The 15775-nt window shown below is 51.5% G+C and carries 15 protein-coding genes; 12 read left to right on the top strand and 3 right to left on the bottom strand.

All coding sequences use genetic code 11. The features are described 5' to 3' along the window. Window positions 1-253: 253 nt before the first annotated feature. From nirB to ACJJIR_RS03385, 3 genes are all read left to right on the top strand, one after another. Window positions 254-2791 carry a nitrite reductase large subunit NirB gene (nirB, locus tag ACJJIR_RS03395; protein ID WP_444907334.1) on the top strand — a complete coding sequence of 846 codons (2538 nt, stop codon included), beginning with the start codon at window positions 254-256 and terminating at the stop codon, window positions 2789-2791. Between the two features lie 87 nt (window positions 2792-2878). Then, window positions 2879-3325: a nitrite reductase small subunit NirD gene (gene nirD / locus ACJJIR_RS03390; protein ID WP_282931350.1), complete on the top strand. Its 447-nt coding sequence runs from the start codon at window positions 2879-2881 to the stop codon at window positions 3323-3325. Further along, window positions 3325-6087, top strand: a complete 2763-nt coding sequence (locus ACJJIR_RS03385) for a nitrate reductase (RefSeq protein WP_444907333.1) — start codon at window positions 3325-3327, stop codon at window positions 6085-6087. The genes nirD and ACJJIR_RS03385 overlap by 1 nt, the downstream gene beginning before the upstream one ends. 99 nt (window positions 6088-6186) lie before the next feature. Here the strand turns inward: ACJJIR_RS03385 and ACJJIR_RS03380 are convergent, their stop codons facing one another. Further along, complete coding sequence (locus tag ACJJIR_RS03380; protein ID WP_444907332.1) at window positions 6187-7119, bottom strand: LysR family transcriptional regulator; 933 nt, start codon at window positions 7117-7119, stop codon at window positions 6187-6189. A gap of 375 nt (window positions 7120-7494) precedes the next feature. Between ACJJIR_RS03380 and ACJJIR_RS03375 the strand changes: the two genes are divergently transcribed. The 3 genes from ACJJIR_RS03375 to ACJJIR_RS03365 all read left to right on the top strand — a co-directional run bounded on the left by ACJJIR_RS03375 (window position 7495) and on the right by ACJJIR_RS03365 (window position 9400). Then, window positions 7495-8097, top strand: coding sequence for a LysE family translocator (locus ACJJIR_RS03375; protein ID WP_444907331.1), 603 nt, complete (start codon window positions 7495-7497; stop codon window positions 8095-8097). Between the two features lie 83 nt (window positions 8098-8180). Beyond that, window positions 8181-8594 carry a VOC family protein gene (locus ACJJIR_RS03370; protein ID WP_282931346.1) on the top strand — a complete coding sequence of 138 codons (414 nt, stop codon included), beginning with the start codon at window positions 8181-8183 and terminating at the stop codon, window positions 8592-8594. A gap of 80 nt (window positions 8595-8674) precedes the next feature. Continuing rightward, window positions 8675-9400 (top strand): dienelactone hydrolase family protein, encoded by a 726-nt coding sequence (locus ACJJIR_RS03365; protein WP_444907330.1) that lies wholly within the window; start codon window positions 8675-8677, stop codon window positions 9398-9400. Between the two features lie 92 nt (window positions 9401-9492). On the opposite strand, the gene soxR is transcribed toward ACJJIR_RS03365, so the two are convergent. Continuing rightward, entirely contained in the window at window positions 9493-9981 is a 489-nt protein-coding gene (gene soxR, locus ACJJIR_RS03360) for a redox-sensitive transcriptional activator SoxR (protein ID WP_282931344.1), read from the bottom strand. Window positions 9982-10065: 84 nt separating this feature from the next. Between soxR and ACJJIR_RS03355 the strand changes: the two genes are divergently transcribed. From ACJJIR_RS03355 to ACJJIR_RS03335, 5 genes are all read left to right on the top strand, one after another. Next, window positions 10066-10221 carry a hypothetical protein gene (locus tag ACJJIR_RS03355; protein WP_444907329.1) on the top strand — a complete coding sequence of 52 codons (156 nt, stop codon included), beginning with the start codon at window positions 10066-10068 and terminating at the stop codon, window positions 10219-10221. Window positions 10222-10239: 18 nt separating this feature from the next. Beyond that, window positions 10240-11463 (top strand): MFS transporter, encoded by a 1224-nt coding sequence (locus ACJJIR_RS03350; RefSeq protein WP_444907328.1) that lies wholly within the window; start codon window positions 10240-10242, stop codon window positions 11461-11463. A 92-nt stretch (window positions 11464-11555) separates the two neighbouring features. Further along, a complete protein-coding gene (locus ACJJIR_RS03345) occupies window positions 11556-12521 on the top strand; it encodes an ABC transporter ATP-binding protein (RefSeq protein WP_444907327.1) in 966 nt (321 codons plus the stop codon). After that, window positions 12518-13279, top strand: a complete 762-nt coding sequence (locus tag ACJJIR_RS03340) for an ABC transporter permease (RefSeq protein WP_413663248.1) — start codon at window positions 12518-12520, stop codon at window positions 13277-13279. Before ACJJIR_RS03345 ends, ACJJIR_RS03340 begins: the two co-directional genes overlap by 4 nt. Before the next feature lie 58 nt (window positions 13280-13337). Continuing rightward, window positions 13338-13808, top strand: a complete 471-nt coding sequence (locus tag ACJJIR_RS03335) for a GFA family protein (RefSeq protein ID WP_444907326.1) — start codon at window positions 13338-13340, stop codon at window positions 13806-13808. On the opposite strand, the gene ACJJIR_RS03330 is transcribed toward ACJJIR_RS03335, so the two are convergent. Beyond that, window positions 13789-14421 carry a TetR/AcrR family transcriptional regulator gene (locus ACJJIR_RS03330; RefSeq protein WP_444907325.1) on the bottom strand — a complete coding sequence of 211 codons (633 nt, stop codon included), beginning with the start codon at window positions 14419-14421 and terminating at the stop codon, window positions 13789-13791. The genes ACJJIR_RS03335 and ACJJIR_RS03330 overlap by 20 nt on opposite strands. 134 nt (window positions 14422-14555) lie before the next feature. On the opposite strand from ACJJIR_RS03330, the gene ACJJIR_RS03325 reads away from it, so the two are divergent. After that, complete coding sequence (locus tag ACJJIR_RS03325; protein WP_444891968.1) at window positions 14556-15674, top strand: efflux RND transporter periplasmic adaptor subunit; 1119 nt, start codon at window positions 14556-14558, stop codon at window positions 15672-15674. Window positions 15675-15775: the final 101 nt, after the last annotated feature.

Genomic DNA, 15775 nt, shown 5'->3' with positions numbered 1-15775 from the left:
AGCACATTTACAGCGCAGAAAATTAATTAAATGCACCACTTTGTCGCAAAAATTGTGGACAATCAGGCCAAACCCTCTTTATTACTAAAAATAAAATTGGCATAGAGATTGAATGTATTTAATTACCAACAATTTATCCCCCCATTACGAGGCAACGGCGCCTGTACTCTTCGGCAGAAGAGGAGACGCCCTTGCCATTTCAGATGGGCCCTCTTCCTGCCGAGTAAAACGAATTGAGACGGCAGGATTGTAAATGAAGGCAAATGTTAAACCTCAAAAGCTGATTGTGATTGGCAACGGTATGGTCGGGCACCATTTCCTGGAACAGCTCGCCAACCATCAACATGCCAACCAGTTTGATATCACCATATTCTGTGCAGAGCCCCGTCCCGCTTATGACCGGGTCCACCTTTCCGAATACTTTGCCGGGCGCACAGCTGAAGACCTATCCATGGGAGACCTGGAGCAGTATCAGCAGTGGGGTTTTAATATCCTGCTCAATGACAAGGTGGTGCAAATTGATCGGGACAATAAAACAATTACTGCGGCAAGTGGAGCCAGCCACTCTTACGACCAATTAATACTTGCCACCGGCTCCTACCCTTTTGTTCCGCCAATACCCGGTCATCAACACCAGCGCTGCTTTGTATATCGAACCCTGGAAGATCTCGATTCCATTCGCTCGATTGCCGCCAGTGCAAAAAGTGGTGTAGTTGTCGGCGGTGGCCTACTGGGCCTGGAAGCTGCCAATGCCCTGAAAGCACTGGGACTTGAAGCCCACGTTGTCGAGTTCGCCCCAGGCCTTATGGCCACTCAGTTGGATGAAGGTGGTTCAGCCCTATTAAGAACAAAAATTGAAGCACTCGGGGTTCAGGTACACACCAGTACCGCCACGGAATTGATTGAAGAAGTAGACGGCCGCCTGCGTATGCAGTTCAAGGGAGATAAAGAACTGCTTACCGATATGATTGTTTTCTCCGCAGGCATTCGCCCCCAGGATGAACTGGCAAAATCCAGCGGGCTGGAAGTTGGCGAACGCGGCGGGATCGTAATTGACAGCAACTGCCGTACTTCAGACCCGAATATTTTCGCTATCGGCGAATGCGCGCTTTACGATCAGAAAATTTTTGGCCTGGTCGCTCCCGGTTACAGCATGGCGCGTACTGCTGTCGCTCAACTGACCGGTGGAGAGGAAAGCTTTAACGGTGCTGACATGAGCACCAAACTGAAACTCCTGGGCGTACAGGTCGGTTCTATTGGCGACGCCCATGGTCGCACCGACGGCGCTGCCGCTATTACTTTTGTAGACGAGCAAAGCGGCGTTTACAAACGTATGATCACCGATAGCGAGGGAAAAAAGCTCCTGGGCGCGGTAATGGTAGGAGATACGGATGACTACGATACCCTGCTGCAATATCACCTCAACGATATTGATCTGCCCGAACACCCGGAACAATTAATTTTACCGGCAACCGATGGCGCCGCTCCCGGGCTGGGTGCTGCTGCACTTCCCGCTTCGGCTACCGTGTGTTCCTGCCACAATGTAAGCAAAGGCCAAATTATCGACGCCGTTGCCGGAGGCTGCCACTCACTGGCTGATGTTAAGGATGCAACAAAAGCATCTACAGGTTGCGGTGGTTGTGCTGGGTTACTGAAAAATATTGTCGATGAAGAGCTAGCGGCGCTCGGCATGGAAGTGAACAATCACTTATGCGTGCACTTCCCCTTCTCCCGCCAGGAGTTATTCCACATTATCCAGGTGGAAGAAATAAAAACCTTTAGTGAATTATTAAGTAAACACGGTTCAGGGCGCGGCTGTGAAATTTGTAAACCTGCGGCCGCATCCATATTTGCCTCCCTGTGGAATGAACATATTCTGGAGCAGACTCATGTCGGCTTACAGGACACCAACGATACTTTTATGGCGAATATGCAGAAAAACGGCAGCTATTCTGTAGTTCCGCGTATTCCCGGCGGCGAGATCACACCGGAAAAATTAATAGTGATCGGCGAAGTGGCCAAACGCTACGACCTTTATACAAAAATTACTGGCGGCCAGCGTATCGACTTGTTTGGCGCGCGCCTGGAGCAGCTACCGGAAATTTGGCGAGAGCTGATTGATGCCGGATTTGAAACCGGCCATGCCTACGGCAAATCCCTGCGCACGGTTAAGTCCTGTGTTGGTAGCACCTGGTGTCGCTTTGGGGTTCAGGACAGCGTTTCAATGGCCCTTCAAGTAGAGAACCGCTACAAGGGATTGCGCTCTCCACACAAAATAAAAATGGCTGTCTCCGGCTGTACCCGTGAATGCGCTGAGGCTCAAAGCAAAGATGTCGGGGTTATCGCCACTGAAAAAGGTTGGAATCTATTTGTTTGTGGCAACGGCGGCATGCGCCCCCGCCATGCAGATTTGTTCGCCACTGACCTGGATGACGAAACTCTTATCCGCTATATCGACCGTTTCCTGATGTTCTATGTGCGCACCGCCGATAAATTACAGCGCACATCTGTGTGGCTGGAAAATCTTGACGGCGGCCTGGATTACCTGCGCGAAGTCATTATCGATGACAAGCTGGGGATTTGTGCCGAGCTGGAAGCCCAGATGGCCCGAGTAGTAGACACCTACCAATGCGAATGGAAAACAGCCATTAACGATCCGGAAAAACTCAAGCGCTTCCGTCAATTCGTTAATAGCAACGAAACCGACGAAAAGATTGTTTTCGTTAAAGAGCGCGGGCAACCGCGTCCGGCGACCACTGACGAGCTAGTGGAAACAGCCGAATCCGCCTAAAGCTTCTCCCGGCGGCGCAAGCCGCCAGTTATACCTTTATTAATAAATTGCTTTTGAATCCTTTCCATCCATTGTGAGGAAATTATTATGAGCCTGGCTGCCCTGCAAGAAACTCCCTCAAATTCAGTTGCCATAACCCACCCCCAATGGTCTCCAATCTGTCAGCGATCAGATTTGGTCACCAACTCTGGGGTATGTGCGCTTTGGGGCGATACCTCCGTATACCCAACGAAGGCTTTGAATACAGTGACTAAAACTGTCTATCAAAGAAGCATCGCCCTGTTTTTTTTACCCGACCAGGAACAACAGCTTTATGCCGTTGACAACTGGGACCCAATCGCACAAGCTGGTGTGATTGCAAGAGGAATTATTGCGGAATTGGAAGGGGAATTAACCATTGCTTCCCCAATGTATAAAAACCATTTCCGCCTTAGCGATGGAGTCTGCATGGAAGACAGCGATATCAAGCTTGCCACCTACCCGCTGGCATTTAGTGGGAACACGGTTTACATCGGCAACAATAAGCTACAGTAATGGCAGTACAGGAATTTCTGAGCGCGCACCGCTCCTGCACTACCTGCCCCTATTGTGGTGTCGGTTGTGGGGTTTCGGTTAACAGGGAAGAGCGCGCAAATACTACAGCGATTACTGTTAGTGGCGATTCCCAGCACCCTTCAAATTTCGGCAAATTGTGCGTTAAAGGTTCTGCGCTCGGCGAAACGCTGGGCGAACACGGCCGTCTCCTACACCCTCGCCTGCACGGAAAAGATTGTGACTGGGATACTGCGCTCTCTTATATGGCCGATGCCTTTAAACAGACAATTCGCGACCATGGCCCTGACTCTGTAGCTTTTTATCTGTCCGGTCAGCTTCTCACCGAAGACTACTATGTGGCCAACAAGTTAATGAAGGGATTTATTGGCTCTGCCAATATTGATACCAATTCCCGACTTTGTATGGCCTCTGCGGTGGTGGGATATAAACGCGCATTTGGTGCCGATGCGGTACCCTGTTCCTATGAGGATCTGGAACAGGCTGAACTTATCGTGCTTATCGGTTCCAATGCAGCCTGGACACATCCGATCTTATTCCAGCGAATGCAGGCAGGTGCTGCAAAGCTTGTCGTTATCGACCCCCGTGGCAGCGCTACCAGTGAAATGGCAGATCTGCACCTGGCAATTAAACCCGGCACTGATGCGGCACTATTCAATGGACTTCTGCGTTTTCTCAGCCGGCACTATTATCTAGATACCGACTACATAAAAAATCATACACAGGGATTTGCCGATACCTTAGCTGCGGCTCAAGACTGGTCACCAGAATTAACTGCGGCCACCTGTGGCATATCTATCGAAAAACTATTGGAATTTTTTCAGGCATTTGCAGCAACAGAAAAGACCATTAGTTTTTATTCCATGGGAATCAATCAGTCCAGCAGCGGCACTGATAAAAACAACGCAATCATAAACTGCCATTTAGCCACCGGACGCGTGGGCAAAATTGGTGCAGGACCATTTTCTATTACCGGCCAACCCAACGCGATGGGTGGCCGCGAGGTGGGCGGACTTGCCAATACCCTCGCCGCGCATATGGAGTTTAACGAGCAGGATATTGACCGGGTATCACGATTCTGGAATTCCGATCAAATTGCTACCAAGCCGGGAATGAAGGCTGTGGATATGTTCCGCGCGGTAGAAAGCGGAAAAATTAAAGCCATTTGGATTATGGCTACCAACCCCGCCGTCAGTATGCCCGAAGCCGATAGAGTCAAAGCCGCACTACAGAAATGCCCGTTGGTTATTGTCTCCGACTGCATTGCCAATACCGATACCGCTCGCTGTGCCGATTTGCTACTTCCCGCAACGGGCTGGGGAGAAAAAAACGGCACTGTCACCAATGCAGAACGACGTATCTCTCGGCAACGTGGATTTTTATCCCCAGCGGGAGAAGCTCGCCACGACTGGCAAGCCCTGTGCGAACTGGCCCAGCATCTGGGTTATGGAGATCAGTTTAATTATTCACACCCCGCCGATATTTTTCGTGAGCACGCCCAGCTTTCCGGCTTCGAAAACCACGGCTCCAGGGCTTTTGATATCTCCGCACTCGCCAATATCAATCGCAGTGAATACGATGCACTGGCCCCGGTACAGTGGCCGGTCAACCAGGAGCATCCAGCCGGGTGCAAACGCTTATTCACCAGTGGACAGTTTTTTACCCCGGACAAGCGTGCTCGCTTTATCCCCATAGCGCCGCAGCCTCCGGAACAGCAGATCAGTGGCGAGTATCCTATATGGCTCAATACCGGCCGTATGCGCGACCAGTGGCATACCATGACCCGAACCGGGCGGGTAAGAAAATTACTCGATCACAGCGAACTGCCGGAAATACAAATAAACCCCAAGGATGCCGCTCGCTTCCAGGTTAAAGATGGGGAATTAGTTCGGTTAAACAGCGCCTCATCTAAAATGGTCGGCCGCGCCGCCCTCAACGGAGGACAAAAAAGCGGGGAGATCTTTGCCCCCATTCACTGGAGCGAAACCTTCTCACAGGATTCCAAGCCCAGCGCCCTGGCGGACTCCAGTATTGATCCCTATTCCGGCCAACCAGAATTCAAACAGGTTCCCGTTAGTGTCAGTCCTCTGGCAGCTGAATACTTTGCCACAATGATCTGTGCCGAAGAGACTGCCGATAGAGTATGGGATTGGTTACAGCAGCCCAACGACAGCAGTATCCTGCACTGGTATCGAGTCCCCTTGGAAAGTGGCTTTCGCTATGAAATTGCCGCGAACCAACTTATCCACGGGCGGGAACTGGCATCCAAGATAATGGTCGACCAGCCCCAATTATTCTGGCAGGAATTGGTTACCCCTAAAAGTCAGCGCTGGATCGCCTACGACGATAACTTAAAACTGCTGATTTTCTCTGGCAGAGACTGGCATCAATTACCCAGCCGACAGCACCTGGAAAACTACCTGGCCACTCCCTTGCCGGAATCACCGGGGCAACTGCTTCATCCCATAAAGCCCGGTGTGAAGATGATTTGTACCTGCCTCCAGATATCCAGGCCACAGATAGAGGAGGCCATTGCTCAAGGCATTAACACCGTCGAAGCACTGGGAGAAACCCTTGGCTGCGGTACCAGCTGCGGTTCCTGCAAACCAGAAATCGCCAGTATTATTCGCACAGTTAACGCCTCTGAAGACACATCCATGGAGTCAACTCCGGCAAAGCAAGATCCGGCCGAAATAAGCAGAAATGCCCCAATAAATATGGTTCAGGAATTTATTCCGCAGTAAGGTTTTAAATTCCCCCATGAATAAAAGAACCTCTGCCCGCAAGTGACCAACCTTGACGGCAGAGGCCTCTACCGAGCTATTGAGAACCTTCCTGGACAATCAATCAACCGCTTCTGCAGCTAGCTTTTGCGTTACATCGCGAGGATGGCAAGCAGCAAGCTGGGTATCACTATCGGCCAAATAATCAATCAGTTTCTGTATAGGACCTTCGGAGACTCCGTTTGAAGGCCTAACTGCATAGGCGGGTAAATTCGGAAGCTGCCAGTCTGGCAATAACTCTTGTACATCATCCTGTGCGCTTATTAAAAATCGAGGTGGTGCCGATAGTCCCAGGCCGCAGCTCGTCAGTCGATAAGCCGCTTCAACGCTGTCGACAGTCGCTACCGGGGTGTAGCTAACTTCATATTCGCCCTGCTGCCGATGTAGAAATTGCCTGTGATTGGGCCGCATTGTCAGCCCAATCCAGGGCCAGACTGCAAGGTCGCGAGGATGACCCGGAAAACCATAGCGATCCAGCATATCGCCACTGGCAATTAACACCCGCTCTAATTCAAATATCTTACGCGCTTTCAAATTGCTGTCAGGCATATTACCCAGGCGAATTGCCAAGTCAAAACCACCGCCAATTACATCCTCGTGCTGGTCGCTGCATTGAAGTTGTAAATGAATACCCAGATCCCGCCGGACAAAGCCCACTATTTTGCTCAGCAAGCGGCTGTGGATCAAAACGGCGGGGATTGCAATTTTAAGCCGACTGATACTGCATTCCTCTCGCGCTTTGTATTCTCCGAGACCATCGGCGTACAAATCCAATATATTCTGTGCCGTTTTATAAATCTTTTCCCCATCTTCGGTCAGGGACAACTTGCGGGTATTGCGATACAAGAGCGCAACGCCAAGACTTTCCTCCAACCTCGCCACATAGGAACTAACGCTGGCGACAGAAATATCCAGTTCCGAAGAAGCGCCTCTAAAAGAGCCGCTTTCCACAACCTTGGCAAACACCAGTAAATAGCGAATATCCTTTAGCACAATAGCAACTCCCTATGAATTCTCTAAAGGTACTTCTGGGTCAACAGGAAAGGATACACCGCTCTCGCGAAGATCTGTGAATATATTGCTGTTAGCACGTAATCGGCACCCAGTCTCATGCAGCACACTCATCCATACTTACTACTGGGGTGGAAAGAAAGAATACACTGCACTCGAGACACGCAGTGAATACATCCCTGTAAGCTCCTAATCGGCATCCATGCCTCATAGGGCCCCGAGCGCAGTGTATTCTTTCCTTCTCCCTTTTTAGTAAGTAAATTTTTATAAACAATATACTTCAGTTTTAAGTATCTAATCATTTTCTTACCAGGCCATTAAACTATCCAAGCAATTGATAAATGCCAGGAGCAGCGAATGTCACTACTTCTTGCTATGTTTGGGTTTTCCCTGGCTATGTCCATTACACCGGGGCCGGTGAATATGGTTATCATTTCCTCCGGGGTGAATTATGGATTTGTCCGCACTTTGCCCTTTGTAACAGGAGCCACAATAGGCTTTACACTGTTACTTGCAGCTATAGGCCTCTGGCTCTATCAGGTAATAGAAATTTATCCCCAGTTACTACGATATGTTGCGATAACAGGATCAATTTATGTGGCCTATATCGGCTACCAAACAGCGGCTGCACCTACTGATCATGCGGGTATTGAGCGGATTCAGGAGCCACGTTTCTACCAAGGATTTTTATTGCAATGGCTTAACCCAAAGGCCTGGATCGCCTGCCTTTCTGGAGTGGCTATTTTCTCCAGCAGCGATAACCACAGCAATTTACTCACATTTACCCTGGTTTACTTTCTGGTTTGCTACATATCATTAAGTACTTGGGCTATTGCCGGGGATCGAGCTCGCTTACTATTAAAGAGTCAATACCGGCGCAAAATATTTAACAGATCCATGGGCAGCCTTCTGATTATTTGCGCTACCTACCTTCTCTGCAGCCAGGCTTTTACAGATTAACTAAAAAGTCTCTAACATTTAATTCACTCGACAACTACCTTAGGGTCCACCTAGTCTTAGTAAAAACTAAGCTTGGGCCGCCTATGATTAAGCTCCACCATATTGACCATATTGTATTGCGTGTCCAATCTCTAAAACCCATGCTCGACTTTTACCAAAATATTCTTGGATGCAGCATTGTGCGCCAACGGGATGATATTGGCCTCTACCAACTCCGAGCAGGCACTTGCATGATAGATTTAGTGCCAGTTGATAAACCTATAGGCCAGAGAGGGGGAGCAGCACCAGGAAAGGAAGGGCGGAACCTGGATCATTTTTGCTTCCGGGTTGAACCCTTTAATCCGGAGAGCATTCAGGCCTTTTTAGCGCAGGAACAGGTAAAGTTTTCGCCAGCAGAAGAGCGCTTTGGCGCCGATGGAATTGGCCTGTCAATTTACATCTCAGATCCCGAAGACAATGTGATTGAGCTGAAAGGGCCACCCACTGGCAACAACTGAAGTTTGTGCCACGCTTGCGGAGTAGCCGGGCCCTTACCGGTTTCCCAACGACTCTTTCTCGATCAGCCAGGCGACTCACTATGGAAGCGGAAGTAATTGACTACACCGTAAACGGGGATACTTTTTGCGGATATCTCGCATGGGATGAAAATATCAGTGACAAACGGCCGGGGGTTTTACTGGTACACGAATGGTGGGGTCACAATGCCTTTGTGCGCGAGCAGGCGGAGAAACTGGCCAACTGCGGCTACCTCGCTTTTGCAGTGGATATGTTTGGCGCAGGCAAACAGACCGATGATCCACAAGAGGCACAACAGTTCAGGGATGAAGCCCTGAAGGACCCGGTGGCCCTTGAAGCGCGCTTCCGCACAGCATTATCACTGCTCCAGCAGCGGCCCCAAGTAGACCCGGACCAGGTCGCAGCACAGGGCTATTGTTTTGGCGGCGGAGTCGTACTCGCTATGGCTCGAGTCGGCGTGGACTTGCGCGGCGTAGTCAGTTACCACGGGGCACTGGCAAGAAGTACGCCCGCACAAAACAAACCTATTAATGCTGAAATACAGGTCTACACCGGCGGCGCCGATGTGATGGTTCCACCGGACCAGGTCGGCCAGTTTGTTACTGAGATGCAGGAATCCGAAGCCAAATTAACTCTGGTCAGTTACCCGGGGGTCCTACACGGATTTACCAACCCCTGTGCAACAGACCGGGGAGAAAAGTTCGGCCTGCCGCTGGCCTATAACCGTGAAGCCGCTGAGGACGCTTGGCGGGGAACACTGGCGTTTTACGAGAAGATTTTCTCCTGAGGTGAGCGCCGGAAAACTGCTAGCAACCTTTTAGCGCGATAAAAGTACGCCTTGGGGGTTGGTAGCAGTACTCGTGTATTGCTACCACTTTCCTACTCGGTCAAATCCAAATATCGAGCTCCCCCTCCCTGCTCCGCAGCTTCATCCCCGGGATTCCGTAAAGGGCATTTCTGCATAGACAAACAACCGCAGCCAATACATCCCTCAAGGTCATCGCGCAACTTGGTCAACTGCTGGATACGCTGATCCAACTCTTCACGCCAGTGAGAAGAGAGTGATGACCAATCCCCCGCATTGGGCGTGCGTTTATTGGGAAGCTCCCCGAAAGCCTCGCGTATTTCCGACAGTGGAATCCCGGTACTCTGGGCCACCTTGATAATGGCCACTCGGCGCAACACATCCCGCGAGTAACGCCTTTGATTTCCGGAGGTCCGCCAGCTGGCAATCAGGCCTTTGCTTTCATAGAAATGCAGGGCACTGACTGCCACGCCGCTGCGCTCGGCCACCTCGCCAACAGTCAGCTCCCGCTTGATCTGCTTTGACTTTACCGCTCCTTTTTCAGCCGATTCTTCAGCTGCCATAAAAATGCCCACCAACCATTGACCTAAACATTAGTTGAGGTTTTACACTGCTGCGCAACCTAATGCAAGCGAGGGAGAAAAGTGATGGAAAAGCACCAAGCAAACGGCGTTGTGCAACCAGCCGGTCAAGCCACCCTAAACCTGTTCTTACTACTAGTGGCAGCTGCAAGCCTGAACCCCAAATTTGCTACTGAAATACGCGAGTCTGGAGATACCGCGAAGAGAAACCCTGGGACCTAGAAGCAGCGACTAATAATCATGAAGCACACGACCAGCGGGATACCGTCTCAGAGCCGTATCACATTACTGTGCCTGGCAGCACTCACTATCATGTCGGGGGCCACTGTAGCCCCGTCACTACCTGCACTGCAGCAGTATTTCTCAGGGACACCCAATAGTGATTTGTGGAGCCGACTGGTAGTGACCCTGCCCGCTTTGAGCATCGCCCTCTGCGCTCCATTAGCAGGCTGGATAGCTGATCGCCATGGCCGTCTGCAATTATTGAAAGCAGCCCTGGTACTCTATGGACTATCCGGTCTACTAGCCCTATTTCAGGATAATCTCGCAGGTATCCTGACTAGCCGCCTACTATTGGGAGTTGCCGTGGCCGGAACAATGACCTCGGTAACAGCCCTGGTGGGGGATTATTTCAGCCGGGAGCAACGCCTAACTTATTTGAGCCAGCAGAGTACTTTTATCAGTATCGGTGGGGTCGTATTTCTAACCCTGGGCGGACTACTGGCCAGCTTACATTGGCGCGCCCCCTTCGCAATTTACTTGTTGGCCTTACTACTAGTTCCAGCAGTTAAAATTTTCCTTTGGGAGCCCGTGCGAATAAGGCCTTTCAAGCACAGAGACCCAAAAAAAGAAAAGCAGGCTAACCCGCTTGCATTTTATGCACTACTGGCGGCGGCAACTTTAAATAGCCTGGCTTTTACCCTGATTCCAACTCAGATCCCGTTTTACTTGCGCGAGATAGAAATCTCCTCACCCAGCCTTATTGCTATGGCTATCGCCTCCAGTAATATTATGGGAGCCATCGCCTCATTACTGATTTACCGGCGAGCCCGGAATCAACTGGGAGTGCTCGGCGTTTTTATCGCAAGCTTTACTATTATGGCCGCCAGCTTTGGGCTGCTCGCCGGTGCTCAAAACCTGACGGAAATAGTTGCTTTTATTGCCCTCTACGGACTTGGAATGGGTACCCTGATACCACATATCTTTTCTACGGCTCTCGAGTCTGCTCCGGAGTCAAAAAGAGGGAAAACTGCGGGATTTCTGACGACTGGAATTTTTCTTGGGCAATTTATTTCGCCTTTCATCAGCCAGCCCTGGATAGATAAAATGGGATATTCCAGTGCATTCTCATCCATGGCTTTAATTTTGATGTTCACCGCCTCCAGCGCGGCTTTGATATACATCATTAAAATTAAAAAAGAATTCTCATTGGCATATACTTCCGGGCTGGGATCGGGAAACTGATCCGACAGGAAAGGTATTCCTCCTTTCTGCCCGATAAATCCACCTGACAACACACAGCCAAAGCCGTACGGTAATTTTGGCAAGGAGAAAAAGTGGAATCGATTATTTCCATCAAAGGCTTGGGAAAAACCTATGCCGAGGGGTTTACCGCCCTGAAGAATATCGACCTGGAAATTCAGCGGGGAGAACTCTTTGCCTTGCTCGGCCCCAATGGCGCGGGCAAGACAACCATGATCAGTATTATCTGTGGCATCGTAAATCCCAGCTGCGGTGAAGTCACTGTCAATGGTTACAATATTCAGCGGGACTATCGCAAAGCCCGCAATGAGATCGGCCTGGTGCCCCAGGAGATATCCACCGATGCCTTTGAAACCGTTTGGGCTGCAGTGAAATTCAGCCGTGGCCTATTCGGCAAGGCTCCCAATCCCGCTTACCTTGAGAAAATTCTGCGGCAGCTATCCCTATGGGAGAAGAAAGACAACAAAATCATTACGCTTTCAGGAGGAATGAAGCGCCGCCTGATGATCGCCAAGGCGCTATCCCACGAGCCCAATGTGCTCTTCCTCGACGAACCTACCGCTGGGGTCGACGTAGAGCTACGCCAGGATATGTGGCAAATGGTGCGCGAACTGAAGGAGTCGGGGGTAACCGTTATCCTCACCACCCACTATATCGAAGAGGCCGAGGAAATGGCCGATCGCGTCGGTGTTATCAATCACGGCCAACTGGTTCTGGTTGAGGAGAAAAATGCACTGATGAAAAAAATGGGGGAAAAAGAACTCAGCCTGCAACTGCCCACACCACTGCAACAAATTCCAGAGAGTCTTGCTGATTTACCACTCAGTCTCAGCAGCGATGGCAGCCAGCTGGTTTATCGCTTTGATATCAAAAGCGAAGACACTGGTCTTGCGGAATTTCTGCGCCGTTTAAATGCCGCCGATATTGAATTCCGCGATTTACACACCCGGGAAAGCTCCCTGGAGGAAATTTTCGTCAACTTGGTTCACGGTGCCCGCCTTGAACGGGAAGAGCAGCTCAGTAAGGAGGCACAGGCATGAATTGGTATGGAATAGGCGCCATCTACAAGTTTGAGATGGCCCGCACCTGGCGCACCCTGATGCAGAGTATCGCCTCACCGGTGCTCTCCACATCTCTCTATTTTATTGTCTTTGGTGCGGCGATTGGATCGCGTATGGGGGATATCGACGGGGTCAGCTATGGGGCCTTTATTATTCCAGGATTGGTAATGCTGGCACTGCTCAGCGAGAGTATTTCCAACGCCTCTTTCGGAATATTTTTCCCTAAATTTTCCGGCACCATTTATGAAGTACTGTCCGCACCCATATCCTCATTCGAAATCGTTACCGGATACGTGGGTGCCGCAGCGACAAAGTCCATTTTATTGGGGCTGTTGATATTGCTGACCGCTCGCTTTTTTGTGGATTACGAAATTGTACACCCCTGGTGGATGCTAACATTCCTCGCGCTGACCGCCGTCACTTTTAGCCTGTTCGGATTTATTATCGGAGTTTGGGCCGATGACTTTCAGAAGCTGCAAGTTATTCCGCTGATGATTATTACGCCGCTCACTTTTCTCGGCGGTGCATTTTATTCGATCAGTATGCTGCCGGAAATGTGGCAAAAAATTACCTTGTTCAACCCGGTAGTTTATTTGATCAGCGGCTTCCGCTGGGCTTTTTACGGCGTAGCCGATGTTAACCTGGGGCTGAGTATCGGCATGACTTTGCTCTTTCTGGTGCTGTGTCTCACCACCGTCTGGTGGATTTTCCGCACCGGATACCGCATCAAAACCTGATTCCTCCCCCACGCCGCTGTGCCAACCTTAGTAAAGGCGGTACAGCGGTGGACTTAGCATGGTGGAGGAATATCACGAAGGGGGCTGCGTTTGCGGGCAACTGCGCTTTCGCGCCCTCGGCTCCCCTCGCCGGGTCAGCCTGTGCTCTTGTCAGTGGTGCAGAAAGCGCAGCGGTAGTCCCATCGGCTTATCGGTCTACTTCAAAAAGAAACAAATAGCCTTTCTTCAGGGCCATTTGAAAACTCACATTCTTTACTCCGATGCCGGTCGCTGGATAAAGAGCCAGTTCTGCCCCGATTGCGGCAGCACGCTCACCTGGACACTGGAGTTCCTACCCGAATATCGGGGCTTTGGCGGCGGCGCCTTTGATGCACCGGAATTTATTTATCCCGAGCGTTATGTTTACAGCCGCAACAAACCGGAGTGGCTCCAGGTCGCCAGTGATATTGTCCTGTGCCCCGCGATGGCGGGGCCACCCAGAAATACTGGCGACAACACCGAATCTGGCGCTAGTGGTGGGCACACATAAAGGTTCTCACCGCCTTTTGTACGCGCTCACGGCGCTCTTCCTGTGTCGACATTTGTCGGCAACCGATCAAGACCTGCATATGGTGGCAACCCAGCAACAAACCGATAAAATCTTCCGCCGCTACGGCGGGATTATCCACCTTCAACATCTTCAAATGATTGGCTCTGCGCAATAGCTGCTCTATCTCCCCCAAAATCCGCTGTGGGCCGGCGTCAAAAAATAGCTGAGCCATTTCCGACTCCTGGGATGCCAGAGCACACAAAAGGCGTAACAGACGCACGCTATCCTCGCTCTCCACCATCCCCATAAAAGCGTCGCCAATACGCTCCAGGACCTGCTCTACCGATTCCCCCTCTTCTAAAGCAAAGATGGGCAGGGGCATCATCATTTCGCAGCGAGAGGCAATAGCGGCGCTAAAGAGCGTCTCCTTATCGGAGAAGTGGCTGTAGACCGTAAGTTTGGATACTCCCGCAGCCGAGGCCACCGCATCCACGCTGGTAGCGGCAAAGCCGTGGGATAAAAACAGGTCCCGGGCGGCATCCAGAATGGCTTGGCGTTTCACCGGATCCTTGGGGCGACCGCGCTGGGCGGCCGTCTGGGTCTGCTCAGACATAGCTCTCCATATACTAGACTCGTTAGTTCATTAAATATACTATACTCGCCAGTATAACATTGATGGCCGCCCGGCCATGCTTGACCCAGTCACGGATCTGCCTCGACGCGCCAGCGCCGGGGAAGGAAGCCAATATGTACCGAATGCTAATCCTCGCTGCGCTCTCACTCAGCCTTTTGCTGAGCGCTTGTGCCCCCTCTGAATCCCAGGAACAAGAAACCAAACCGCGCCCCGCTGTAATGGTGCGCCCCACGCTGGCCAGCGCCCAAACCGATGTGTATCCCGGTGAGGTAAGAGCCCGCTTCGAGCCGGCACTGGCCTTCCGTATCGGCGGGAAAATCCAGCGGCGCCTGGTAAATGTCGGCGACCGTGTGGAACAGGGCCAGCCCCTGGCGGAACTGGACACTGAAGACCTGCTACTACAACTGGATTCAGCTCGCGCCAGCCATACTTCCGCCGAGGCAGACCAGCGCCTGGCTAGCAGTGAACTCTCGCGCCACCGCAAGCTATTGGAAAAGCAGCTGGTGAGCCTCTCCCAATTCGATACCGTAGAAACCCAATTCGAAGCCAGCGAAGCGCGACTACAGCAGGCCAAGGCACAGCTGGATGTTGCCCGCAACCAGGCTGCCTACGCCGTACTCAAGGCGCCGGAAAGTGGCGTGATCGCCCGCCGCATGGCCGAGGCTGGGCAGGTCGTTGCCGCAGGGCAAGGCATTTTTGAACTGGCAGCCGATGGTGAACGGGAAGTGCGTATCGACCTGCCGGAACAATCCATCAGCCGCTTTAAAGTGGGCCAACCGCTAACTGTCGAACTCTGGTCCCAACCGGGCCAATCTTTCCCCGCACGCATCCGCGAACTATCGCCGGCAGCCGATCCCATATCCCGCACCTTTGAAGCCAGGGTCGCTTTCGAAAATAAAGTGAGCGGTGTAGAAATCGGCCAGAGTGCACGGGCATTTGTCCCCAGGGCGGAAACAACTGATGTACTGCAAGTTCCGATGTCAGCAGTCAGTGCCGACGATGGCGCCGCATTTGTATGGGTATTAAATCCAGAGACAAAAACACTGCATAAAACCCCGGTCAGCCTGGGCCCCTACGGTGAGGAGTTTGTCTCGGTATTTTCCGGACTGGAACGCAACGATTGGATCGTCGCCGCAGGTACCCATTTGTTACAGGAAGGTATGGTGGTGCGCCCTGTGGACCGTATGAACCGCCCCATCGAACAGGGGCCATCTCTCGCCCATCAGGAATAAATTACAGGTGCGGGAACAATAATACCTGCCCGCGCAAATTAATTCCCAATAAAGCCTCGATAACAATTTCCAAAGTGCGGCCGCGAACAGCAGAGCCGCCC

Source organism: Microbulbifer maximicatervae (SeqCode) (assembly GCF_052467385.1).
This window is presented reverse-complemented; position numbering and strand designations above follow the sequence as displayed.

Bases quoted from the DNA above. Each gene is read 5' to 3' on its own strand.
- ACJJIR_RS03385 (WP_444907333.1), top strand. From the start codon at position 3,325: ATGGCAGTACAGGAATTTCTGAGCGCGCACCGCTCCTGCACTACCTGC.
- ACJJIR_RS03375 (WP_444907331.1), top strand. From the start codon at position 7,495: ATGTCACTACTTCTTGCTATGTTTGGGTTTTCCCTGGCTATGTCCATT.
- nirD (WP_282931350.1), top strand. From the start codon at position 2,879: ATGAGCCTGGCTGCCCTGCAAGAAACTCCCTCAAATTCAGTTGCCATA.
- ACJJIR_RS03325 (WP_444891968.1), top strand. From the start codon at position 14,556: ATGTACCGAATGCTAATCCTCGCTGCGCTCTCACTCAGCCTTTTGCTG.
- ACJJIR_RS03365 (WP_444907330.1), top strand. From the start codon at position 8,675: ATGGAAGCGGAAGTAATTGACTACACCGTAAACGGGGATACTTTTTGC.
- ACJJIR_RS03370 (WP_282931346.1), top strand. From the start codon at position 8,181: ATGATTAAGCTCCACCATATTGACCATATTGTATTGCGTGTCCAATCT.
- ACJJIR_RS03330 (WP_444907325.1), bottom strand. From the start codon at position 14,421: ATGTCTGAGCAGACCCAGACGGCCGCCCAGCGCGGTCGCCCCAAGGAT.
- ACJJIR_RS03340 (WP_413663248.1), top strand. From the start codon at position 12,518: ATGAATTGGTATGGAATAGGCGCCATCTACAAGTTTGAGATGGCCCGC.
- ACJJIR_RS03350 (WP_444907328.1), top strand. From the start codon at position 10,240: ATGAAGCACACGACCAGCGGGATACCGTCTCAGAGCCGTATCACATTA.
- soxR (WP_282931344.1), bottom strand. From the start codon at position 9,981: ATGGCAGCTGAAGAATCGGCTGAAAAAGGAGCGGTAAAGTCAAAGCAG.
- ACJJIR_RS03355 (WP_444907329.1), top strand. From the start codon at position 10,066: ATGGAAAAGCACCAAGCAAACGGCGTTGTGCAACCAGCCGGTCAAGCC.
- ACJJIR_RS03335 (WP_444907326.1), top strand. From the start codon at position 13,338: ATGGTGGAGGAATATCACGAAGGGGGCTGCGTTTGCGGGCAACTGCGC.
- nirB (WP_444907334.1), top strand. From the start codon at position 254: ATGAAGGCAAATGTTAAACCTCAAAAGCTGATTGTGATTGGCAACGGT.